The sequence below is a fragment of the Pseudomonas helmanticensis genome (assembly GCF_900182985.1).
Taxonomy (GTDB): domain Bacteria; phylum Pseudomonadota; class Gammaproteobacteria; order Pseudomonadales; family Pseudomonadaceae; genus Aquipseudomonas; species Aquipseudomonas helmanticensis.
The window spans coordinates 2,241,588-2,262,922 of record NZ_FXUY01000001.1 but is presented as its reverse complement, the minus strand read 5'-3'; the positions used below and the strand labels follow the sequence as shown (position 1 = coordinate 2,262,922).

22 protein-coding genes and 1 other RNA gene are annotated in these 21,335 nt (G+C 60.2%); 9 read left to right on the top strand and 14 right to left on the bottom strand.

All coding sequences use genetic code 11. The features are described from left to right. The first annotated feature begins 2 nt into the window (after positions 1–2). Complete coding sequence (locus QOL84_RS09955) at positions 3–1,166, top strand: zinc-binding metallopeptidase family protein (protein ID WP_283437107.1); 1,164 nt, start codon at positions 3–5, stop codon at positions 1,164–1,166. Positions 1,167–1,369: 203 nt separating this feature from the next. Further along, positions 1,370–1,466, top strand: an RNA gene (gene ffs / locus QOL84_RS09950) — signal recognition particle sRNA small type. A gap of 195 nt (positions 1,467–1,661) precedes the next feature. Here the strand turns inward: ffs and QOL84_RS09945 are convergent. After that, the gene (locus QOL84_RS09945; RefSeq protein WP_283437106.1) at positions 1,662–2,411 is read right to left on the bottom strand and encodes a substrate-binding periplasmic protein; all 750 of its coding nucleotides are present in this window, start codon (positions 2,409–2,411) and stop codon (positions 1,662–1,664) included. 145 nt (positions 2,412–2,556) lie between these two features. Here QOL84_RS09945 and dnaX point away from each other — a divergent pair, with 145 nt between their 5' ends. From dnaX to QOL84_RS09920, 5 genes are all read left to right on the top strand, one after another. Then, positions 2,557–4,683 carry a DNA polymerase III subunit gamma/tau gene (dnaX, locus tag QOL84_RS09940; protein WP_283437105.1) on the top strand — a complete coding sequence of 709 codons (2,127 nt, stop codon included), beginning with the start codon at positions 2,557–2,559 and terminating at the stop codon, positions 4,681–4,683. A gap of 67 nt (positions 4,684–4,750) precedes the next feature. After that, positions 4,751–5,089, top strand: coding sequence for a YbaB/EbfC family nucleoid-associated protein (locus QOL84_RS09935; protein WP_042558527.1), 339 nt, complete (start codon positions 4,751–4,753; stop codon positions 5,087–5,089). Between the two features lie 280 nt (positions 5,090–5,369). After that, positions 5,370–6,404, top strand: coding sequence for an NADP-dependent oxidoreductase (locus QOL84_RS09930; RefSeq protein WP_283437104.1), 1,035 nt, complete (start codon positions 5,370–5,372; stop codon positions 6,402–6,404). Between the two features lie 66 nt (positions 6,405–6,470). Then, positions 6,471–7,073, top strand: coding sequence for a recombination mediator RecR (recR, locus tag QOL84_RS09925; RefSeq protein ID WP_283437103.1), 603 nt, complete (start codon positions 6,471–6,473; stop codon positions 7,071–7,073). A gap of 154 nt (positions 7,074–7,227) precedes the next feature. After that, complete coding sequence (locus QOL84_RS09920) at positions 7,228–8,376, top strand: acyl-CoA dehydrogenase family protein (protein WP_283437102.1); 1,149 nt, start codon at positions 7,228–7,230, stop codon at positions 8,374–8,376. Between the two features lie 90 nt (positions 8,377–8,466). On the opposite strand, the gene QOL84_RS09915 is transcribed toward QOL84_RS09920, so the two are convergent. Next, a complete protein-coding gene (locus QOL84_RS09915) occupies positions 8,467–9,015 on the bottom strand; it encodes an adenine phosphoribosyltransferase (protein ID WP_024012326.1) in 549 nt (182 codons plus the stop codon). A 78-nt stretch (positions 9,016–9,093) separates the two neighbouring features. Further along, positions 9,094–9,828: a fumarate/nitrate reduction transcriptional regulator Fnr gene (gene fnr / locus QOL84_RS09910; RefSeq protein WP_141129035.1), complete on the bottom strand. Its 735-nt coding sequence runs from the start codon at positions 9,826–9,828 to the stop codon at positions 9,094–9,096. A gap of 154 nt (positions 9,829–9,982) precedes the next feature. Here fnr and QOL84_RS09905 point away from each other — a divergent pair, with 154 nt between their 5' ends. Next, positions 9,983–10,465, top strand: coding sequence for a hypothetical protein (locus tag QOL84_RS09905; protein ID WP_283437101.1), 483 nt, complete (start codon positions 9,983–9,985; stop codon positions 10,463–10,465). Here QOL84_RS09905 and hemN read toward each other — a convergent pair. The 9 genes from hemN to QOL84_RS09860 all read right to left on the bottom strand — a co-directional run bounded on the left by hemN (position 10,462) and on the right by QOL84_RS09860 (position 18,817). Beyond that, the gene (gene hemN, locus QOL84_RS09900; protein WP_283437100.1) at positions 10,462–11,844 is read right to left on the bottom strand and encodes an oxygen-independent coproporphyrinogen III oxidase; all 1,383 of its coding nucleotides are present in this window, start codon (positions 11,842–11,844) and stop codon (positions 10,462–10,464) included. The two genes, QOL84_RS09905 and hemN, sit on opposite strands and share 4 nt — an antisense overlap. 170 nt (positions 11,845–12,014) lie before the next feature. Further along, the gene (locus QOL84_RS09895; protein ID WP_187681069.1) at positions 12,015–12,698 is read right to left on the bottom strand and encodes a sulfite exporter TauE/SafE family protein; all 684 of its coding nucleotides are present in this window, start codon (positions 12,696–12,698) and stop codon (positions 12,015–12,017) included. Then, positions 12,691–12,903, bottom strand: a complete 213-nt coding sequence (gene ccoS / locus QOL84_RS09890; RefSeq protein WP_077571858.1) for a cbb3-type cytochrome oxidase assembly protein CcoS — start codon at positions 12,901–12,903, stop codon at positions 12,691–12,693. The genes QOL84_RS09895 and ccoS overlap by 8 nt, the downstream gene beginning before the upstream one ends. A 22-nt stretch (positions 12,904–12,925) precedes the next feature. Beyond that, complete coding sequence (locus QOL84_RS09885) at positions 12,926–15,376, bottom strand: heavy metal translocating P-type ATPase (RefSeq protein ID WP_283437099.1); 2,451 nt, start codon at positions 15,374–15,376, stop codon at positions 12,926–12,928. Between the two features lie 212 nt (positions 15,377–15,588). Next, positions 15,589–16,128, bottom strand: coding sequence for a FixH family protein (locus QOL84_RS09880; protein ID WP_129391537.1), 540 nt, complete (start codon positions 16,126–16,128; stop codon positions 15,589–15,591). An 11-nt stretch (positions 16,129–16,139) separates the two neighbouring features. Further along, a complete protein-coding gene (ccoG, locus tag QOL84_RS09875; protein ID WP_283437098.1) occupies positions 16,140–17,555 on the bottom strand; it encodes a cytochrome c oxidase accessory protein CcoG in 1,416 nt (471 codons plus the stop codon). A 222-nt stretch (positions 17,556–17,777) separates the two neighbouring features. Beyond that, a complete protein-coding gene (locus tag QOL84_RS09870; protein WP_283437097.1) occupies positions 17,778–18,188 on the bottom strand; it encodes a type II toxin-antitoxin system VapC family toxin in 411 nt (136 codons plus the stop codon). Further along, positions 18,188–18,442, bottom strand: a complete 255-nt coding sequence (locus QOL84_RS09865; protein WP_283438644.1) for a type II toxin-antitoxin system Phd/YefM family antitoxin — start codon at positions 18,440–18,442, stop codon at positions 18,188–18,190. Before QOL84_RS09865 ends, QOL84_RS09870 begins: the two co-directional genes overlap by 1 nt. A 174-nt stretch (positions 18,443–18,616) precedes the next feature. After that, entirely contained in the window at positions 18,617–18,817 is a 201-nt protein-coding gene (locus QOL84_RS09860) for a hypothetical protein (protein WP_283437096.1), read from the bottom strand. Between the two features lie 295 nt (positions 18,818–19,112). Between QOL84_RS09860 and QOL84_RS09855 the strand changes: the two genes are divergently transcribed. Next, entirely contained in the window at positions 19,113–20,117 is a 1,005-nt protein-coding gene (locus QOL84_RS09855; RefSeq protein ID WP_283437095.1) for a metallophosphoesterase family protein, read from the top strand. Positions 20,118–20,169: 52 nt separating this feature from the next. Here QOL84_RS09855 and ccoP read toward each other — a convergent pair whose 3' ends face one another. Both ccoP and QOL84_RS09845 read right to left on the bottom strand, forming a co-directional pair. Continuing rightward, entirely contained in the window at positions 20,170–21,153 is a 984-nt protein-coding gene (gene ccoP / locus QOL84_RS09850) for a cytochrome-c oxidase, cbb3-type subunit III (RefSeq protein WP_283437094.1), read from the bottom strand. Continuing rightward, positions 21,150–21,335 carry a CcoQ/FixQ family Cbb3-type cytochrome c oxidase assembly chaperone gene (locus QOL84_RS09845; protein ID WP_003175465.1) on the bottom strand — a complete coding sequence of 62 codons (186 nt, stop codon included), beginning with the start codon at positions 21,333–21,335 and terminating at the stop codon, positions 21,150–21,152. The genes ccoP and QOL84_RS09845 overlap by 4 nt, the downstream gene beginning before the upstream one ends.

Sequence of the window (21,335 nt, the reverse complement as noted above, 5' to 3'; positions counted from 1 at the left end):
CCATGCACCGCTTTTTCGAGCAGCTCAGTTCCCGCATCATCGCGCCGTTCATGGGCGAATCCTCACGCAACAGCAAAGTCTGGCCGTGCCGTTGCGGCCAGTCGCTGTTCTTTCGCAACAGCCAGTGCCTGGCTTGCAATGCCTTGCTCGGTTACCAGCCGGAGGAAAGCCGCATCACGTCGCTGTCGCCCGGCGCACAGAACGGCACCTGGACACTGGATGCTGATCCCGACGCAGGCCTGTTTCGCCGCTGCGCCAATCTCGACACCCCGGCCGCGTGCAACTGGTTGCTGCCGGCCAACGTTGACGATGCCTTGTGCGTCGCCTGCAGCCTCAATCGCACCATTCCCGACCTGTCCGACCCGGATAACCCCGAGCGCTGGCGCAAGGTCGAAATCGCCAAGCGTCGTCTTGTCGCGCAGTTGATCACCCTCGGCTTGCAAGTCATTCCGAAAACCGTGGATGAAGACACCGGCCTGGCCTTCGATTTCATCGGCGTCGACCTCGAAGGCAATGCGCCGATGACCGGCCACGCCAACGGCTTGATCACCCTCGACATCAAGGAAGCCGACGACGCCCACCGCGAGCAGGTGAGGGCGCAGATGCACGAGCCGTATCGCACGCTGCTCGGACATTTTCGCCATGAGGTCGGCCACTATTACTGGGATCGACTGATCGCCAACGGCCCATGGCTCGACTCGTTTCGCCAGCTGTTCGGCGACGAGCGTGCCAGTTACGCCGAGGCGCTCGATCGTCACTACCTGCAAGGCGCGCCACTCGACTGGCCGCAGCACTACGTCAGCGCCTACGCAACCATGCACCCGTGGGAAGACTGGGCGGAAACCTGGGCGCATTACCTGCACATGATGGACGCTGTGGACACCGCGCTGGGCTTTGGCATGAGCGCACGGGAAATGGATTTCGACTACCAGCCGTTTCCGCCTAGCACGCTGTATGAGCCGGAGCATCCCGGTGGCGAGGCGTTCCTGTCGTTCGTCAACGCGTGGATCGAACTGGCCGGGATGCTCAATGAATTGTCCCGCAGCATGGGCCAACCGGATTTCTACCCGTTCGTGCTGCCGGCGCCGGCGATCGCCAAACTGCACTTCATTCATCTGGTGATCCAGCAGGCGGGCGGCAAGGCGGATGAGGTTTTGGCGCTATAAGGTCAAAAGATCGTCCGATCGCGGCCCGAGCCTTCGGCAGCTCCTACAGGTGAACGCGAATCTTTGTAGGAGCTGCCGCAAGCTGCGATCTTTATGTCCTTGAAGCGATTCATATTTTTAATCTGCAACCAACGGTTGTAACTTCATCTCAGATAGGTACAATGGCGCGGCTCGCCGACAGGCAAGCGTCGTTATGGTGACCCCATCGGTCCCCCCGCAACGATTACCCGTGAACCTGGTCAGAGCCGGAAGGCAGCAGCCACAGCGGGAACATTGTGTGCCGGGGTGTGGCTGGTGGGGTTACCACCTTAACGAACAATCGAACGCTTCAACCAGAACTGCATGGGTTTCGCCCACTGCGGTTTTTTTGTGTCTGCGATTTGGCCAGCGCCCTGGATCAACTGTGGGAGCGGGCTTGCTCGCGAAGGCGTCAGACCTGCCAGTGATGAGTTGACTGAGACACCGTATTCGCGAGCAAGCCCGCTCCCACAGGGGTTATGGGGTGGCTTCAGAGGACCCGGTATACAGCCGGATAATCTCATCAATCTCCCCCGACATCTTCATCCGCAACAACGTGCGCAAGATCCGCTGCACCGGCACCTTCGGGTCATTCCTCACGTAGCAACCGACCTTCTGCTCTTGCAACACCGCCACCGCTTGCAATTGCTTATCCGACGTCAGTCGCTGATTAAACCAGTCCAGCGTCCACTGATTGCTCACCGCATAGCGATAACGCCCGGCCAGCAACTTCTCCAATACCTGCTCCTGATTGCGCGCATCTTCGCGGTGCAAGCGATCGGCATCGAACAACGGCTGCAGGGTAGGGTAGATGTAGCCAAGCACGGTGCCGATGGATTGGCGGGGCAAGCTGGAAGGATCGACGTTGGCAGGTTGATCCTTGCGGCTGATCAACAGATCTCGCTGGAACAACAGCGGCAGACTCCAGATGTAATCCCCCGACTGATTCGGCAGCCAAGATTGCGCGGCATAGCAGCGCACGTCGATCTCGCCGTGCTCCATGGCACTTTGTACCCGTGCACGCGGCAGGACGTGAAACTCCGCCGGCACACCAACCTGGGTGGCCAGGCTGAGCATGAGGTCGTAGAGGATGCCCTGGGTCGGGCGGCCGCGTTCGAATTGCACCATGGGCATCGCCCAGCTGTCGGGCATGGCGAAGCGCAACGGCGGTTCCGCTGCCGTCACGCTCAGGCTGATTCCCAGCAGTGCCCCCAAGGCCCAACGCATAAACGCTCCGGTAATTCCCGATCCTGAGCCGATAAAAGCCTCTGCTCATGCAGCTTAGCCATATTAGACGAGGACACCGGATGCAATTTTGCCCCTGCTCCGCTAGCATTAGCCGCTTCAGCTTCCTTCGTTGCGACGGTTTTCGATGAGTTATCAGGTTCTTGCACGTAAATGGCGTCCGCGCTCGTTCCGCGAAATGGTCGGCCAGACCCATGTGCTCAAGGCTCTGATCAATGCCTTGGACAGCCAGCGGCTGCACCATGCGTACCTGTTCACCGGTACGCGCGGGGTGGGTAAAACCACGATTGCGCGGATCATTGCCAAATGCCTGAACTGTGAGACAGGTATCACTTCCAGCCCGTGCGGCGAGTGCTCGGTGTGCCGTGAAATCGACGAGGGCCGTTTCGTCGACCTGATCGAGATCGACGCCGCGAGCCGGACCAAGGTCGAAGACACCCGCGAACTGCTCGACAACGTGCAGTACGCCCCGAGCCGTGGGCGCTTCAAGGTCTACCTGATCGATGAAGTGCACATGCTTTCCAGCCATTCCTTCAATGCGCTGCTGAAAACCCTCGAAGAGCCGCCGCCGTACGTCAAATTCATCCTGGCGACCACTGACCCGCAGAAACTTCCGGCAACGATTTTGTCGCGCTGCCTGCAGTTCTCGCTGAAGAACATGACGCCTGAGCGTGTGGTCGAGCATCTGACCCACGTACTGACCGCCGAAAACGTGCCGTTCGAAGACGATGCGCTGTGGCTGCTCGGTCGCGCCGCTGACGGTTCGATGCGTGATGCCATGAGCCTGACCGATCAGGCGATCGCCTTCGGTGAAGGCAAGGTGCTGGCCACCGACGTGCGGGCGATGCTCGGCACGCTCGATCACGGTCAGGTCTATGACGTCCTGCATTCGTTGATCGAAGGCGACGCCAAGGCGCTGCTCGAAGGCGTGCGTCACCTGGCCGAGCAAGGCCCGGACTGGAACGGCGTGCTGTCGGAAATTCTCAACGTGCTGCACCGCGTAGCCATCGCTCAGGCGCTGCCGGAAGGTGTCGACAACGGCCATGGCGACCGCGATCGCGTGCTGGCCTTGGCGCAGGCCTTGCCGGCCGAAGACGTGCAGTTCTATTACCAGATGGGCCTGATCGGTCGCCGCGATTTGCCGCTGGCGCCGGATCCGCGCGGCGGTTTCGAAATGGTCCTGCTGCGAATGCTGGCCTTCCGGCCCGCCGACACTGCGGACGCGCCGAGGCAACCGCTAAAGCCAGTGGGGATCAGCCAGGCCACAGTTGATTCCGCAAACTCAGTGGCTGCCGCGCCTAAACCTGCGCCGGTAGTTGCTGCGGCTGTTGCGCCAACGCCTGCGCTAGCACCTGCACCAGTGGCAGCTCCTGCCCCGGTGCCTGAGCCTGCTCCGGTTGCTCCGGTTGCTCCGGTTGCTCCGGTTTCGCAGCCAGAACCGGAACCTGCGCCCGTCGTCGCCGAAGCAGTCGTCGACCTGCCATGGAATGACCCGGTTGAGCCTGAGCCTGAGCCAGAAGCCGAGCCCGAGCCTGCCCAGCAGCCTGCCGTCGAGCCAATGCTGGAAACCGCCGCTGAGCAACCCGAGTTGCCGCCGATGCCGTTGCCGACCCCGGACAGCGTCGTCCCGGACGCCCCCGAGTGGGCTGCCGCGCCGATTCCCGAGCCGTCGGTCGCCGAAGTCGATGCCGCCACACCGGGCATGGACATGGACGACGAGCCGCCGCTGGACGAGGATTACATCGAGCCGGACATCGACTCGGCCTACAGCTACCTCGACGAACTGGCCAGCGAACACGCCGCCGAGCCTGCGCCGGAACCTGAGCCGGAACCGGCTGCCGCACCCGCCACCGGCCTCGCATTGCAATGGCTGGAGTTGTTCCCGAAACTGCCGATTTCCGGCATGACCGGCAGCATCGCCGCCAACTGCACGTTGATCGGTGTCGATGGCGACCATTGGCTGATGCACCTCGACCCGGCGCACAGCGCACTGTTCAATGCCACGCAACAGCGTCGTCTCAACGATGCGTTGAACCAGTTCCATGGCCGCCCGCTGACGCTGACCATCGAGCTGATCAAGCCCGAGCAGGAAACCCCGGCCCAGGCCGCGTCCCGTCGCCGGGCCAACCGTCAGCGCGAGGCGGAGGAGTCGATCCACGGCGATCCGTTCATCCAGCAGATGGTCCAGCAGTTCGGTGCCGTCGTGCGACACGATACTATTGAACCTGTCGACGCCTTGGTCGCCCAGGGCTAATAACTGAAGGTGCCCGGCCTCGCTGGCCGGGCGCTGTTTTGATCCAAGTACTTTTGAGGTGATTCCCATGATGAAAGGTGGCATGGCCGGCCTGATGAAGCAGGCGCAGCAGATGCAGGAAAAAATGGCCAAGATGCAGGAAGAACTGGCCAACGCCGAAGTCACCGGCAAGGCCGGCGGCGATATGGTCACCGTGGTGATGACCGGTCGTCACGACGTCAAAAGCGTCAGCATCGACCCGAGCCTGGTTGAAGGCCTGAGCGAAGACGACAAAGAAATGCTCGAAGCCGTCGTAGCCGCCGCCGTCAACGACGCCGTGCGCAAGATCGAAGCCAACAGCCAGGAAAAAATGGGCGGCATGACCGCCGGCATGAACCTGCCAGCCGGTATGAAACTGCCATTCTGATTCGCCATTTGGCGGCAGATGAGCTACACAAAATGCCAGGCATCGCGCCTGGCATTTTTGTTTCTGCCCCATTGATCGTTCCCACGCTCTGCGTGGGAATGCCGCTCGGGACGCTCCGCGTCCCAAGTCCAGAGTCGAACGCAGAGCGTCCGTTGAGGCATTCCCACGCGGAGCATGGGAACGATCAGCCCGGTTCGCCTGTATAAACATCGAACGTGCAAAAGCCTCAACGGTCTGCTCCCTATACCCGCTGAATTCATCATTCACAGGAGACGCTGACATGTCCGACCCTCTCACGCTCAACCAACGTTTCGTTCTCGCCTCGCGCCCGGTCGGCGCGCCGACCCCGGAAAACTTCCGCCTCGAACGCGAAGCCCTGCCGGATCTGCAGGATGGCGAGGTACTGCTGAAAACCCTTTACCTCTCCCTTGACCCCTACATGCGCGGACGCATGAGCGACGCACCTTCCTACGCCGCCCCGGTACAAATCGGCGAAGTGATGACCGGTGGTGCTGTCAGCCGTGTCGAGGATTCGCGTCATCCGAAATTCCATAAAGGCGATCTGGTGGTCGGCGCCACCGGTTGGCAGAGCCACAGCATCAGCGACGGCCGCAACATCATTCCGATTCCGTCGGGGTTGCCGAGCCCGTCGATGGCCCTCGGCGTGCTGGGCATGCCGGGGATGACCGCGTACATGGGGCTGATGGACATCGGCCAGCCGAAGGAAGGTGAAACGCTGGTGGTTGCCGCAGCGTCCGGTGCCGTGGGTTCGGTGGTTGGCCAAGTGGCGAAAATCAAAGGCCTGCGCACCGTGGGTGTGGCTGGCGGTGCCGAGAAGTGCAAATACGTGGTCGAGGAATTGGGTTTCGACGCCTGCATCGATCACAAGGCCGCAGACTTCGCCGAACAATTGGCCAAAGCCTGCCCCAAGGGCATCGACATCTATTACGAGAACGTCGGTGGCCACGTGTTCGACGCGGTCGTGCCGTTGCTCAACGCCAAGGCGCGCATCCCGCTGTGCGGTCTGATTGCCGGTTACAACGCCTCTGAGGCACCGCAGGGCCCGGATCGTCTGCCGATGCTGCAACGCACGCTGCTGACCAAACGCGTGCGCATTCAGGGCTTCATCGTCTTTGACGATTATGGTGACCGTCAGCCGGAATTCATCAGCCACATGGTGCCGTGGGTACGCGACGGCAAGGTGAAATTCCGCGAAGACGTGGTCGAAGGCCTGGAGCAGGCGCCCGAGGCGTTTATCGGCCTGCTGGAAGGGCGCAACTTCGGCAAACTGGTGGTTCGGGTTGCCCCGGACTGAGTATTTGACGCTGGCCGGAGGCGCGGGTATAAACCGCGTCTCGTTGTTTTGTCGGACTTTTTACCCATGAGCTTCAGCCCTTTGATTCGCCAACTGATCGACGCTCTGCGCACCTTGCCGGGCGTGGGTCAGAAAACCGCCCAGCGCATGGCGTTGCAGATGCTCGAGCGTGACCGCAGCGGCGGCTTGCGTCTCGCCCAGGCCTTGAGCCAGGCCATGGAAGGCGTCGGCCACTGCCGGCAATGTCGCACGCTGACCGAAGACGATCTGTGCCCGCAATGCGCCGATACTCGCCGCGACGATACGTTGCTGTGCGTGGTGGAAGGGCCGATGGACGTTTACGCAGTCGAGCAGACCGGTTTCCGGGGGCGCTACTTTGTGCTCAAGGGGCATTTGTCGCCGCTCGATGGCTTGGGGCCTGAGGCGATCGGCATTCCGCAACTGATGGCGCGGATCGAAGAGGCGGGCACGTTTGCTGAAGTCATCCTCGCGACCAATCCGACGGTGGAAGGCGAGGCCACGGCGCACTACATCGCGCAGTTGTTGCAGCACAAAGGCCTGATCGCCTCGCGGATTGCCCATGGTGTGCCGTTGGGCGGCGAGCTGGAACTGGTTGACGGCGGCACGCTGGCGCATTCGTTTGCCGGGCGTAAACCGATCGCCCTCTGATAAAAATCAAAAGATCGCAGCCTGCGGCAGCTCCTACAGGGAAACGCATTCGGATGTAGGAGCTGCCGCAGGCTACGATCTTTTGATCTTCTGTATCTTGTAAACCAAGCAAGCGCTCGGTTAACGTCGGCGAACCCTTCCGTGGAGCTCGCCCATGCCTGCCTTTCAGGAATACTTCGACCCCAGCCATCAAATGGTCCGCGACAGCGTCAGACGTTTCGTCGAGCGCGAAATCCTGCCTGGCATTGACGAGTGGGAAGAAGCCGAAAGCTTTCCGCGTGAGCTCTACCTGAAGGCCGGCGCCGCCGGGATCCTCGGCATCGGTTACCCCGAAGCGCTGGGCGGCAGCCATGCAGGTGATCTATTCGCCAAGGTCGCCGCCAGTGAAGAACTGATGCGCTGCGGCTCAGGTGGACTCGTCGCGGGGCTGGGCTCGCTGGATATCGGTCTGCCACCGATCGTCAAATGGGCGCTCCCCGACGTGCGTGATCGCGTCGTCCCGCAAGTGCTCAGCGGCGAAAAAATCAGCGCCTTGGCCGTGACCGAGCCGGGCGGTGGTTCCGACGTCGCCAACCTGCAAACCCGTGCCGTGCGCGACGGCGATTATTACCGGGTCAGCGGCAGCAAAACCTTTATCACCAGTGGCGTACGCGCCGATTACTACACCGTTGCGGTGCGCACCGGCGCGGCGGGTTTCGGCGGCATCAGCCTGCTGCTGATCGAGAAAGGCACCGCCGGTTTCACCGTCGGCCGGCAGTTGAAGAAAATGGGTTGGTGGGCGTCGGACACCGCTGAATTGTTCTTCGACGACTGCCGAGTGCCGGTAGGAAATCTGATCGGCGCCGAGAATATGGGCTTCGCCTGCATCATGGGCAATTTCCAGAGTGAACGCCTGGCACTGGCACTGATGGCCAACATGACTTCACAGCTCGCACTGGAGGAAAGCCTGAAATGGGCGCGCGAGCGTGAAGCGTTCGGCAAGCCGATCGGCAAGTTCCAGGTGATCAAGCATCGACTCGCCGAGATGGCCACGGCGCTGGAGGTGTCGCGCGAGTTCACTTACCGGCAAGCGGCGAAGATGGCGGCGGGGCAAAGTGTGATCAAGGAGATCTCCATGGCGAAGAACTTTGCCACGGACACCTCGGACCGGATCACCACGGAGGCGGTGCAGATTCTTGGTGGGTTGGGTTACATGCGCGAGAGCCTGGTGGAACGGCTGTATCGGGATAACCGCATTCTGTCGATTGGCGGCGGGACGCGTGAGGTGATGAACGAAATCATCAGCAAGCAGATGGGGCTTTAAAAGCAAAAGATCGCAGCCTTCGGCAGCTCATACAGGGAAACGCACATCCCAATGTAGGAGCTGCCGAAGGCTGCGATCTTTTGACCTTGATTATTTATCGGTCAACGCAAACTGCGTCAGGCAAAACGTCGGGATGCCCATGTCCTGCAGACGCTGCGAACCTTGCAGCTCCGGCAAATCAATGATCGCCGCCGCCTCATGCACCCGCGCGCCCATCCGGCGAATCAGGTTGGCCGCCGCGATCAGCGTTCCGCCGGTGGCGATCAAGTCATCGAACATCACCACCGAATCGCCTTCGCACAGGCTGTCGGCGTGCACTTCGAGGAACGCTTCGCCGTACTCGGTCGCGTAACCTTCGGCCAACACGTCCGCCGGCAGTTTGCCTTGCTTGCGGAACAGCACCAGCGGCTTGTTCAACTGATAAGCCAATACCGAACCGATCAGGAAACCGCGCGCATCCATCGCACCGATGTGGGTGAAGTCGGCTTCGACGTAGCGGTGGGCGAAGCTGTCCATCACCAGGCGCAGGGCGGTTGGCGACTGGAACAGCGGGGTGATGTCGCGAAAGATCACGCCCGGTTTCGGGAAGTCGATCACGGGGCGGATCAGGGATTTGATGTCGAAGGAGTCGAAGACCATCGTCGAGGTGTCCTGGCAGGGCTGCAAACGGCGCAGTATACCCGCGGCTGAAACGGTTCGCTCAACCGCGGATCGGCATTAGCCTTCGAGCGAGCCACCGGCCAGGGCGCAGAGCTGGATCGGGTCGAGGATGTGGATCTCCTTGCCCTCGGCGGCAATCAGCTCGTTCTGCTGGAAGCGCGTGAACACTCGGGACACAGTTTCCACCGCCAGACCGAGGTAGTTGCCGATTTCGTTACGCGACATTGCCAGGCGGAACTGATTGGCCGAGAAGCCGCGAGCGCGGAAGCGTGCCGACAGGTTGACCAGAAACGTGGCGATGCGCTCGTCGGCGGTTTTTTTCGACAGCAGCAACATCATTTGCTGGTCGTCGCGGATTTCGCGGCTCATCACGCGCATCAACTGACGGCGCAATTGCGGCAATTGCAGGGCCAGTTCGTCGAGGCGTTCGAAAGGAATTTCGCAGACCGAGGTGGTTTCCAGCGCTTGGGCGGACACCGGGTGCTTCTCGGTGTCCATGCCGGACAGGCCGACCAGTTCGCTCGGCAGGTGGAAACCGGTCAGTTGTTCTTCGCCGCTGTCGCTCAGGCTGAAGGTTTTCAGGGCGCCGGAGCGTACTGCATAAACGGAATCGAACGTGTCGCCCTGACGGAACAGGAACTCACCCTTTTTCAGCGGGCGGCCGCGTTTAACGATTTCGTCCAGCGCATCCATGTCTTCCAGATTCAGAGAAAGTGGCAGGCAGAGAGGGGCCAGGCTGCAATCCTTGCAATGAGCCTGGTTATGAGCGCGCAGTTTGACTGGCTCGGACATTTCTTAAATCCTTGTGGGAAAACACACATAAGCCGTAAGGGTAACCCACGGGAGGACATTCAGGCCAGTCTGTGGCGACTTTGTCCCACAGCCATAAAGCCGCAGAGCAAGCAGCCGATAAACAGGTATCAGAACGCATACAAGGAATGAATCGATGGCCGCCATTGGCACGCTCAGCCCCGCTGGCAGCGACGTTGCGGCTTTGCCGGAGACGTTTAAAACGTCTTCGGGCAACGCCCGCGACGCCAGCTCGACCGAAGACGCAACCCCGACCTTGGTCGAGGGCGTCAAAGTGTCGCTGTCCGGAGCCTCCATCGAAAAATCCGCCGGCGCTGGCGGCGATAATCGCGATATCGAAGAAAGCGGTTTGCCTGAGAACATCCAGCAATTGCTGAAGATGATCCGCAAATTGCAAAAAGAGATTGCCGAGAAAAAGGCGCTCATCGAAGCGGTGATGGCTGACAAGCGCCTGACCAACGAAGAAAAGATCATCAAGGCTGCCAGCTTGCGCGGCGCCATCGCCGCGCTGAATACCGGCTTGATCACGGCCAATCTGGCCTTGTCGAAAGTGGTCGGGCAATCGGGCCTGAGCGCAGACCAGAACCTGAAAGTCGGTTCGCTGCTGATGAAAAACTAGATCACCCGCGAGAAACGCTGGCGGTTCTGTTGTTCCAGGTAGGCGTCGAACACCATGCACACCGAGCGCACCAACAGGCGCCCGGCCGGCAGCACTTCAATCCCTTCGCGACTCAGTTCAATCAGGCCATCGTTGGCCATGCCTTGCAGTTGCGGCCACAGCGCGCCGAAATAGCCCTGAAAATCGACGTTGAATTGCTGTTCGATCTCGGCGAAGTCGAGGCTGAAATTGCAGATCAGTTGCTGGATCACCGCGCGCCGCAGCCGATCATCGGCATTGCACACCAAACCCCGACTGGTCGCCAGTTGTGCAGAGGCGAGGGTGTGCTGGTATTCGTTGAGGTCGCTGCTGTTCTGGCAATACAGGTCGCCGATCTGGCTGATCGCTGAAACGCCGAGGCCAATCAGGTCGCAATGACCGTGGGTGGTGTAGCCCTGGAAGTTGCGTTGCAGGGTTTCCTCTTCCTGGGCGATCGCCAATTCATCGTCGGGCAGGGCGAAATGATCCATGCCGATATAGCGATAACCGGCAGCGGTCAGTTGCTCGATGGTGCGCTGGAGCATTTCCAGTTTGTGCGCCGGGCTCGGCAGTTCATTGGCGTTGATCCGCCGTTGCGGCATGAAGCGCTCCGGCAGGTGCGCGTAGTTGAACACCGAGAGTCGGTCCGGTTGCAGGCTGATGACTTCCTCGACGGTACGGGCGAAATTGTCCGGGGTCTGCTTGGGCAAGCCATAGATCAGGTCGATGTTGATCGAGCGAAATTGCAGGGTGCGCGCGGCGTCGATCACGGCGCGGGTTTCCTCCAGGCTTTGCAGGCGATTGACCGCGCGTTGCACCACCGGATCAAGGTCCTGCAGGCCGATGCTGACCCGGTTGAAACCCAGTTCGCGCAGCAGGCCCATGGTCGACCAGTCGGCTTCGCGCGGATCGATTTCGATGCCGTAATCGCCGGAGTCGTCATCGAGCAGATTGAAATGCTTGCGCAGGTGCGCCATCAGCTGACGCAGTTCGTCGTGGCTGAGAAAGGTCGGGGTGCCGCCGCCGAAATGCAGTTGCTCGACTTGCTGCGCCGGGTCGAGATGGCAGGCGATCAGCTGGATCTCCTGCTCGAGCCGTTGCAGATACGGCAAGGCGCGGCCACGATCCTTGGTGATGACCTTGTTGCAGGCGCAGTAGTAGCAAATATTCGCGCAGAACGGTACGTGCACGTACAGCGACAACGGGCGCAAGGCTTTGCGGCTGTCACGCAGGGCGTGAAACAGGTCAAAGGTGCCGACCTGACTGTTGAATTGCACGGCCGTTGGATAAGAGGTGTAGCGCGGCCCCGCCAGGTCGTAGCGGCGGATCAGATCAGTGTCCCAACGAATGGCGTCGAGCATGCGGGCATTCCCCCGGATAGGCTGGCAGTGTGGCGAGTCTAGGGGAGGGCGCGCAGGGGCATCTTGATTTGCATCAACAGCATAAGATCAAAAGATCGCAGCCTTCGGCAGCTCCTACAGGGAAACGCATTCCAAAGGTAGGAGCTGCCGAAGGCTGCGATCTTTTGATCTTAATGCCCCATCAACCAATGCTGATGTGGGCCAGGGAGGGTCCAGATGCCGAACAAAATCACCAGCACCCCCCCCGCCATGCGCACGCTGCGCTTGCGCAGCAATGCGGTGACGCGCTCGGCGGCGAGGCCCGTCGCGAGCAACACCGGCCAAGTGCCAAGCCCGAACGCAAGCATCAACAATGCACTGTCCAGCGCATTGCCTTGGCTCGCGCTCCACAGCAACGTGCTGTAAACCAATCCACACGGCAACCAGCCCCACAACGCACCCAGCAATAACGCACGCGGCAGGCTCGACACCGGCAGCAAGCGATTGGCCACGGGCTGGATGTAGCGCCACAAACCGCGTCCAAGGCTTTCGATGCGCGTCAGCCCGCTCCACCAGCCGGCCAGATACAAACCCATGGCGATCAGCAATAGCCCGGCCAGTACGCGCATGAACAGCGCCGCCGGACTGTTGGCCACCGCCCAGCCCGCCAGGCCGATCAGCAGTCCCGCCGTGGCATAACTTAGAATTCGCCCGAGGTTGTACGCCAGCAACAAACGGAAGCGTCGACTGCGCTGCTCCTTGGGAATCGCCAGGGTCAACGCGCCCATCAAGCCGCCGCACATGCCCAGGCAATGGCCGCCACCGAGCAGGCCGAGGATCAGCGCCGACACCAGCAGGGGTGCCAATTCAAGCATGGGGTGGCGCCTTGTCGTCCGGCTTGCTGGCGTTGGCTTCGTCGACGGCCGCCGTGTGATTCGGATCCTGATCGTCGAAGAGGATGCTGTGCGCCGGCCCGTCGAGGTCGTCGTACTGACCGCTGTCCACCGCCCAGAAAAAGATATACACGGCGATGGCCACGATCAGCAGTGCGGCCGGGATCATCACGTAGAGAGCTGGCATCTGTACTCCATGCCCGCGCGGCTCAGGCCGGCAGCGGGCGGGTTTCTGACGGGGTGCGCAGGGCCGGCGCGCTCGGCAACCGAGTCAGGCGCAGGGCGTTGAGCACCACGGTCAACGAACTGATCGACATGCCGACGGCGGCCCATATCGGGGTGATCCAGCCGAGGGCGGCGAACGGCAACATGAGGCCATTGTACAGCGCCGCCCACAGCAGGTTCTCGATGATTACCCGGCGAGTGCGCCGTGCCAGCGTGAAGGCTTGGACCAAAGCGTCGAGACGATTGGACAGGAGGACAGCATCGGCACTGGTTTTCGCCAGATCGGTGGCCGAGCCCATGGCCACGCTGATATCTGCGGCAGCCAGCACCGGCACATCGTTGACGCCATCGCCGAGCATCAGCACTTTGCGACCTTCCTTGTGCAACTGTTGCAACACTTGCAGCTTGTCGTCCGGGCGCAGGCCGCCATGGGCTTCATCAATGCCCAGTTCGGCGGCAACACTGGCGACCATCGGCGAGCTATCGCCCGACAACAACAATGTGCGCCAACCGCGCGCCTTGCACGCGGCAAGTAGCGCCGGAGCATCGTCGCGCAGGCGGTCGTCGAGAACGAACCAGGCCAGCGGGCCGTGAGCGTCACCGAGCAGCAACCACTGGCCTGCATCATTCGGCATTGATGGCACGGCGGCGCCGCTGAGAGCACAGACAAACCCGGCCTGACCGATGCGCAAGCGCTGCTCGCCGACCAGCCCTTCGAGGCCAAGCCCCGGGGTACTGTGGACGTCTTCAGCCGCCAGCGGAGCGCGGCCAAAGGCGCGGGCAATCGGGTGTTCCGAACGGTTTTCCAGGGCGGCGGCAAGGCTCAGGCACTGATCGCTGTCGAGCGCGCCGAGCGGGCGGATCGAGCGCAGTACCAGGCGGCCTTCGGTGAGCGTGCCGGTCTTATCGAAAATCACTGTGTCGATCTGATTCAGGCCTTCCAGCACATGCCCGCGCGTCAACAGCAGGCCGAGTTTGTGCAAGGTGCCGGTGGCGGCAGTCAGCGCCGTCGGCGTGGCCAGCGACAGCGCGCACGGGCAGGTCGCGACCAGCATGGCGAGGACAATCCAGAAGGCGCGAGAGGAATCCAGCTCCCACCACAGCAGGCCAATGGCGGCCGCAGCGATCAAAGACAACAGCAGGAACCATTGCGCGGCCCGGTCGGCGATTTCTGCCAGCCGTGGTTTTTCCGCCTGGGCGCGGTCGAGCAGGCGGACGATGGCCGACAACCGCGTGTCCTGGCCCAGCGCCTGCACTTCAACCGTCAGCGCGCCTTCGACATTCAGCGTGCCGGCGGTCACCGCATCACCGGGCATGCGCGCCTGTGGCAGGTATTCGCCGGTCAGCAGCGATTCGTCGATGCTCGACTGGCCAACGATGATTTTGCCGTCTGCCGGCAGAATCGAGCCGGGCTGGACGAGAATTTGATCACCCAGGCGCAATTCGCTGAGCAGGATGCGTTCGCTCTGGCCGTGGTTGTCCAGGCGCAGACACGAAGCGGGCAACAGATTGACCAACTGCGCCGTGGCGGCCGCGGTGCGTTCCCGGGCGCGGCGTTCCAGATAGCGTCCGGCGAGCAAAAACAGCGCGAACATGCCCACCGCGTCGAAATACAACTCGCCGACACCGGTGATCGAGGTCCAGATGCCGGCGATATAAGCACTGCCGATGGCCAGCGACACCGAGACATCCATGGTCAGGTGCCGGGTACGCAAATCGCGCATCGCCCCTTTGAAGAACGGCGCGCAACTGTAGAACACGATTGGCGTGGTCAGGAACAACGCCACCCAGCGCAGAATCGTGTGCAGCTCGGGACTGAGGTCGATGTTGAATTCCGGCCAGGTCGCCATCGTCGCCATCATCGCCTGGAACCACAGTAGCCCGGCCACACCGAGCTGGCGCAGGGCCAGACGGTTTTCGCTGGCCAGTTGTTCGCTGGCGCGGTCGGCCTGATACGGATGCGCGGCGTAACCGATGTGGCGCAGCTCGGCGAGGATTTGGCTCAGCGGCAATTGCGCATCGACCCAGCTTACGTGCAGGCGATGGTTGGACAGGTTCAGGCGCGCCTCGGCCACGGCGGGCAGCGTGCGCAGGTGTTTCTCGATCAGCCAGCCACAGGCTGCGCAACTGATGCCTTCCATCAGCAAGGTGGTTTCGGCCAGATCGCCTTCATGACGAACGAACGGTTTTTGCACGTCGGCGCGGTCGTACAGCGCCAACTCATCGACCAGTTGCACCGGCAGCGCCTCGGGGTTGGCCGAGGCTTCGCTGCGATGCTGGTAATAACTTTGCAGACCGCCAGCGACGATGGCTTCGGCCACGGCCTGGCAGCCAGGGCAGCAGAATTCGCGGGATTCCCCGAGTACGACAGCGGTGAAGCGGCTGCCGGACGGGACGGGCAGGGCGCAGTGGTAGCAGGGGAGTGGGGTGGTCATGGCATCGTTGGGGGGGTAAGCCCTTGCATTGGGGTTGTCCGCTTGCCCTCACCCCAGCCCTCTCCCGGAGGGAGAGGGAGCCGATCGGTGTGAGCCGGAAAAACAGGTTCAGTCTTCGAAATCCTCACAGCCATACACAACACGTGCAAACGCTCGAGATCAGTTCCCTCTCCTGGGGGAGAGGGCTAGGGTGAGGGGGCTTTTGAAGTTGTTTACTTCTTCAGGTCTTCGGCGCCTTGCAGGGGTTCGTCGCCGAGCAGCAGGTCCTTGTCGTGGCTGACCAGTTCTTCTTCGAACATACGCCAGACGTGGTCATCCTGACTGCCGAGCAATTCGACAAACCGGCGACCTTCGACCTTGTCACCCAATTGACCGATGTAGCGGCCCGCTTCGCTTTCGCTGCGAGTCAGGATGATCTTGCGATCCTTCTCCGGCTGGGTCGGCGAAATCAGATTCAGCTCCAGGGTCTTCGGCTGGCTGTCGCCGCTCAGGCGCAGATCGACTTCGCCAGTGACATCATCCAGGTGCACATTGGCGCGCATCTTCAGGTTTTGCGCCAATAACTCACGATCCAGCGAACGGTTGATGCCCTTGCCGGCCTCGTAGTAGTTGTCGTTGACCAGGTTGTCCGGGTTGTTCACCGCGATGGTCACCATGGACAGGGTCAGCGTCACCGAACAGGCCAGAATCCCGATGATGATCCATGGCCAAAGGTGCTTGTACCAGGGACTTGCGGCGTTTGCTGCGGGCATGTTCAGTTCTCTCAACGGATTTGTGGGCCGATGAATCGGCTCTTGGCTTCAACGTGGACGCTGTCGTCATCGGCATCCTTGAGGATGAATTTCACCTCGTTGGTGCTCGATGGCAGTTGTTCCGGTGCGCTCGACAACTCGACCGGCATGCTGAAAATATCACCGGCCGCGACCTTGATCTCGCGCTTGCCTTGCAGGCGCAGATCCGGCAAACCGCTGGCTTCGAGCACGTAAGTGTGGTCGCGCTGATCCTTGTTCATGATCTTCAGGCTGTAGACGTTTTCGATCCTGCCTTCAGCGTTTTCGCGGTATAGCACGCGGTCTTTGCTGACGTCGAAACCGACCAGCGAGCGCATCACGAATGCAGTGACCAACAGGCTGATCATTGCCAGTAACACGATGGCATAACCGATCAGGCGAGGCCTCAGTTTATGGGTTTTCTGCCCGGACAGGTTGTGTTCGGTGGTGTAGCAGATCAGGCCGCGCGGGTAATCCATTTTGTCCATGATGCTGTCGCAGGCGTCGATGCAGGCCGCGCAGCCGATGCACTCGATCTGCAGGCCATCGCGGATGTCGATACCGGTCGGGCAGACCTGCACGCACATCGTGCAATCGATACAGTCACCAAGGCCCTGGGCCTTGTAGTCGATACCTTTCTTGCGCGGCCCACGGCTTTCGCCACGGCGCGGATCGTAGGAAACGATCAGTGTGTCCTTGTCGAACATCACGCTCTGGAAGCGCGCATACGGACACATGTAAATGCACACCTGCTCGCGCAACCAGCCGGCGTTGCCATAAGTGGCGAGAGTGAAGAAGCCGACCCAGAAATACGACCAGCCATCGGCCTGGCCGGTGAAGAATTCGAAGACCAGTTCGCGAATCGGCGAGAAGTAACCGACGAAGGTCATGCCCGTGACGAAACCGATCAACAGCCACATCACGTGTTTGGCGGCTTTGCGCAGGAACTTGTTGGCACTCATCGGCGCTTTGTCGAGCTTGATGCGCTGGTTGCGGTCGCCTTCGGTGACCTTCTCGCACCACATGAAAATCCACGTCCACACACTTTGCGGACACGTGTAGCCGCACCAGACGCGGCCGGCATAAACAGTGATGAAGAACAGACCGAACGCCGCGATGATCAACAGCCCCGAGAGCAGGATGAAATCCTGTGGCCAGAACGTTGCGCCGAAGATGAAGAACTTGCGCTCTGGCAGGTTCCACCACACGGCCTGATGGCCGCCCCAGTTCAGCCAAACCGTACCGAAATACAACAGGAACAATGCCGCACCGCCCATCATCCGCAAGTTGCGGAACAGGCCGGTGAAAGCGCGGGTGTAGATTTTTTCTCTTGAGGCGTAAAGGTCGACGCTGTTGTTCGCGTTTTTGCTCGGTGGCGTGACGTCGTGTACTGGAATCTGGTTGCTCATCATTGCATCCCACGGCAGTGGAAAAATGCCTCGGTCGATACGTGCCAACCGCGGTCAAAAAGGGGTGTTGCAGTGGCGCAATGATACGCCTGTCGCTCTAGCTCAAGGGTGCGACCTTTGGTCGCGTTGGGGGCGAAGCCTGAATGGTGTAGCGAATGTAGCAAAGCCTGATGCAGGTCAATTGACTTGTTGAGTATGGACAGTTTTGGCGCGGTCGCTAATTCATTGTTTCCAGGGGTTTATCAGGGAAACACCACTCGATTTAAAATCACCGACATTGCGAGTAACGACAGTGAGTCCGTGTACCAGCGCGGTGGCTGCGATCAATGCGTCGCTTTCATTGGCCTGATCGGGGACATGCAGACTGGCACAACGCAGTGCCACAGCAGCGTCCACCGGCAGGATTCGTGCGTCGAATGCCGGCATGACGTGGCGCATCAGCCAGCTGCGCAAAACCTTGCCTTGAGCAGGATCGCGCCGTTCCATGCGTAGCACCCCGGTTTCCAGTTCTTTCAGGGTAATGGCCGAAAGATACAGGCTTGGAGCCAGCACGCTTTTCGCCCAATTGACGACATTGGCATCAGCTTGCGGCTTGCGAAGTTCGGATATCACATTGGTGTCGAGTAAATACATCAGGATAGATCCACGGGACGATGAATGATGACCGCACGCTCGGTTTCGAATTCGATGTCGGCGGCTTCCGGCATGACTAGCAAATCAACAATGTTTGCGTTTGTACCGCTCAGATTCAGGTATTCCTCGATGCTCAGCAGGACGTGAGAAGCCTTGCCGCGGTCGGTAATGATCACAGGGCCCAGGCGCGCAGCCTTCTTGGCGCTGCTGGTGTCCTGATTGAACTCACGGCTGGAGATGGTGGTGATTGCCATCATGGTCGACCTCTCGGATTGCAGATGTAGCAACGTTACTACTTCACCGTCAGTGCGGCAATTGGAAGGAGCAGGGCTCATACGTCCGTTGGTCGGGCGCTGGCTGGCGTGTGTCGAGACGGCTTCGCGCGGAGCAGAAGCCATCTCGGCTTGAATCAGGCTTCGTTTCAAAACTCAGGGAAGCCGACCACCGCCCAGGCTGTCGAGACTGCCGGTATTCCTGTGCGGCTTAGTGGTGCTGTTGGCGTCGGGTTGCAGCGGCGTGCCGAGGGTCAGCACGGCGGGATTCAGGGCGTGTTCCGATGAGCTGCAAGCCTGTTCGGTTTCAGCGAGGTCCTGCTCATCGGGCAGTTGCGTGTTGTCATCATTCGACATGGCGGCTTCATCCTTGAAGTTGCTCCAATGCGGATCATCGGGCTGCTCAAAACCCTATCGCCGATGGTCAATCGAGTCCATCGGACAAGTGTCTCAAGGTATGAAACGCAAACGGAACGGCCCCGCCAGTACACATTGGCTGGGCCGTTTTTGTACGCGAGATCAATGTGCTGGAAATATAATTAGTTAATTGTCAGGTTTTAAAGTTGCGGTCTTCTCGAATAGTTTAGTTGCTTGCGCCGTTCTTCGGAAGTTGCGTATTGGTGTTTATAGATCAGGTTAAAAATGGAGTTGTATGAATATAAAGGATGTTAAAAAAATGCTCGCCGGACTTTGCCTGTCATCGCTGGCTTCTTTTGCCCATGCAGATGCGGGCGTTCCACAGCACATGGTATTTGCCTCGGATCCTCAATACCCGTGGACGGAAAAATCGGACAGTGGTGAAGAGGAGTCGAGCGCGGACTTTGAAAAACGCTCGAAATGGCTGGTTGAAAGCCAATTCGCGAGTATTGCGCAGTTCCGCAACGAAATGGGCGGGCAGCGCGCAGTGCCGCTGATGATCAACGGCGACATGACCGCCTTCGGCCACGGCTGGCAACGCTCGTTTGTAGGGTCGATGTTGAAGAAATACTTTGCTGATGACTATCTTTACGGCTTAGGTAATCACGACTATCAGAACAATGTCGGCGACTGTTTTAGCGAGAGTTGCGCAGCGGGCAGTATCGTCGATTATCGCGATCATCATGTCGATAAGGTCGATCAGTTTGATCTTGCAGTCACCGGAGGTCTTCTCAATAAACAATATTTGGGTAGCCTGGCTTATTCAAAGAACATCGGTGAAGTGCATCTGGTGCAACTTAACAATGAGCCGACTTACCAGGTGAAAATTTCCCATGCCTTGAATCCGACCACGTTCGACATCAAGCAGTCGCTGGACTGGCTGGAGAATGATTTGCGGATAGCGCGGATGCAGGGATCGGTGATCATTATCAATATGCACAAACCCTATGATTGGGCGGGCAGTTGGGATGAGCAAAAACGCTTTCGTGCAATGATCGAAAAATATCAGGTGACGGCGATGTTCGCCGGCCATTTCCATGCCGATGGCGGCATGATGAGTTACATAGGCAGCGTGCCGATGTTCCTCAGTGGGGCGGCCTCTCGGCAGACGTACCTGACGGCCAGTTTTTCCAAGGATCGCAAGCAACTGGAGGTGAGTCTGGTGGAGGGCAACCAGTGGCGTGAACGTATGCCGGTGGCGACGGTGCCGGTAAAGTCGATCTTTGCCAGCCGACCATAAAAAAGCCCCCGCCAGATCAGTGGTGGGGGCTTCGTTGCAGCGCAAGCCGGGCTTATTGGGCGTCGGCTTCCGGTGCTTTTTCACCGTGTGACAGGCTGTAAACATACGCCGCCAGCAGGTGCACCTTGTCGTTGCCTTGCAGTTGTTCCTGCGCAGGCATCTGGCCCTGACGGCCGTAACGGATGGTCTGCTGCAACTGCGCGAAGCTCGAACCGTAGATGAACGCACCCGGGTGGGTCAGGTTAGGCGCGCCCATCGCTGGGGTGCCTTTGCCTTCCGGTCCGTGGCAGGCCACGCAGTTGGCGGCGAACAGTTTGCCGCCGTTGGCCGGGTCAGCCTTGGCGTCTTCCGGCAGCTTACGGCCATCGAGTTTGGTCACGACGAATGCCGCGACGTCGGCAACGCCTTGCTCGCCAATGACTTCTGCCCAGGCCGGCATCACCGCGTGACGACCGCCCATGATGGTGGTCTTGATGGTTTCCGGCTCGCCGCCCCAGCGCCAGTCGGCGTCGGTCAGGTTAGGGAAACCGTAAGCACCCTTGGCGTCGGAACCGTGGCACACCGAGCAGTTGGAGGCGAACAGACGGCCACCCATTTTCAGTGCTTGCGGATCCTTGGCGACTTCTTCGATTGGCATGGCAGCGAACTTGGCGAAGATCGGACCGAACCTGGCGTCCGAGCGGGCCATTTCCTTTTCCCACTCGTGCACGCCGGTCCAGCCGGTCTGGCCGTTGGCGAACGCGGTCTGCTTGTCGTTATCGAGGTAGTTGTAGCCCGGCAGCAGGCCTTTCCAGTTGCCCAGACCCGGGTACAACACCAGGTAACCCAGAGCAAAAATGATCGTGCCAACGAACAGCATGAACCACCATTTCGGCAGTGGGTTGTCGTACTCCTCGATCCCGTCGAAGGAGTGCCCGACCGTCTCGTCCGTCTGTTCGCTGCGCTGGCCCTTGCGGGTCGACAGCAGCAGCCAGGTCAGGGCGAAGATCGTACCGAGACTGAGGACTGTGACGTACAGACTCCAGAATGTAGTCATTCTTTGTTACTCCTAGAAGCTTGCTCGACGTGCTTGATGGCTTCGGGATCATCCGCAAAAGGCAACAAGGTCGCGTCTTCAAACTCCGACTTGCGCTTGGGGCTGAACACCCACAACGCCAGACCGATGAAGGCCACCATCACAACAACGGTGCCCAGGCCACGAATCATCCCGATATCCAT

Excerpts from the sequence above, each read along its gene's own strand:
- dnaX (WP_283437105.1), top strand. The coding sequence starts at position 2,557 with ATGAGTTATCAGGTTCTTGCACGTAAATGGCGTCCGCGCTCGTTCCGC.
- QOL84_RS09930 (WP_283437104.1), top strand. The coding sequence starts at position 5,370 with ATGTCCGACCCTCTCACGCTCAACCAACGTTTCGTTCTCGCCTCGCGC.
- QOL84_RS09870 (WP_283437097.1), bottom strand. The coding sequence starts at position 18,188 with ATGTATTTACTCGACACCAATGTGATATCCGAACTTCGCAAGCCGCAA.
- QOL84_RS09880 (WP_129391537.1), bottom strand. The coding sequence starts at position 16,128 with ATGCCCGCAGCAAACGCCGCAAGTCCCTGGTACAAGCACCTTTGGCCA.
- recR (WP_283437103.1), top strand. The coding sequence starts at position 6,471 with ATGAGCTTCAGCCCTTTGATTCGCCAACTGATCGACGCTCTGCGCACC.
- QOL84_RS09865 (WP_283438644.1), bottom strand. The coding sequence starts at position 18,442 with ATGGCAATCACCACCATCTCCAGCCGTGAGTTCAATCAGGACACCAGC.
- ccoS (WP_077571858.1), bottom strand. The coding sequence starts at position 12,903 with ATGCCAGCTCTCTACGTGATGATCCCGGCCGCACTGCTGATCGTGGCC.
- QOL84_RS09855 (WP_283437095.1), top strand. The coding sequence starts at position 19,113 with ATGAATATAAAGGATGTTAAAAAAATGCTCGCCGGACTTTGCCTGTCA.
- ccoG (WP_283437098.1), bottom strand. The coding sequence starts at position 17,555 with ATGAGCAACCAGATTCCAGTACACGACGTCACGCCACCGAGCAAAAAC.
- QOL84_RS09935 (WP_042558527.1), top strand. The coding sequence starts at position 4,751 with ATGATGAAAGGTGGCATGGCCGGCCTGATGAAGCAGGCGCAGCAGATG.
- QOL84_RS09895 (WP_187681069.1), bottom strand. The coding sequence starts at position 12,698 with ATGCTTGAATTGGCACCCCTGCTGGTGTCGGCGCTGATCCTCGGCCTG.
- QOL84_RS09860 (WP_283437096.1), bottom strand. The coding sequence starts at position 18,817 with ATGTCGAATGATGACAACACGCAACTGCCCGATGAGCAGGACCTCGCT.
- ccoP (WP_283437094.1), bottom strand. The coding sequence starts at position 21,153 with ATGACTACATTCTGGAGTCTGTACGTCACAGTCCTCAGTCTCGGTACG.
- QOL84_RS09955 (WP_283437107.1), top strand. The coding sequence starts at position 3 with ATGCACCGCTTTTTCGAGCAGCTCAGTTCCCGCATCATCGCGCCGTTC.
- QOL84_RS09920 (WP_283437102.1), top strand. The coding sequence starts at position 7,228 with ATGCCTGCCTTTCAGGAATACTTCGACCCCAGCCATCAAATGGTCCGC.
- QOL84_RS09885 (WP_283437099.1), bottom strand. The coding sequence starts at position 15,376 with ATGACCACCCCACTCCCCTGCTACCACTGCGCCCTGCCCGTCCCGTCC.
- QOL84_RS09905 (WP_283437101.1), top strand. The coding sequence starts at position 9,983 with ATGGCCGCCATTGGCACGCTCAGCCCCGCTGGCAGCGACGTTGCGGCT.
- QOL84_RS09845 (WP_003175465.1), bottom strand. The coding sequence starts at position 21,335 with ATGGATATCGGGATGATTCGTGGCCTGGGCACCGTTGTTGTGATGGTG.
- QOL84_RS09915 (WP_024012326.1), bottom strand. The coding sequence starts at position 9,015 with ATGGTCTTCGACTCCTTCGACATCAAATCCCTGATCCGCCCCGTGATC.
- fnr (WP_141129035.1), bottom strand. The coding sequence starts at position 9,828 with ATGTCCGAGCCAGTCAAACTGCGCGCTCATAACCAGGCTCATTGCAAG.
- hemN (WP_283437100.1), bottom strand. The coding sequence starts at position 11,844 with ATGCTCGACGCCATTCGTTGGGACACTGATCTGATCCGCCGCTACGAC.
- QOL84_RS09945 (WP_283437106.1), bottom strand. The coding sequence starts at position 2,411 with ATGCGTTGGGCCTTGGGGGCACTGCTGGGAATCAGCCTGAGCGTGACG.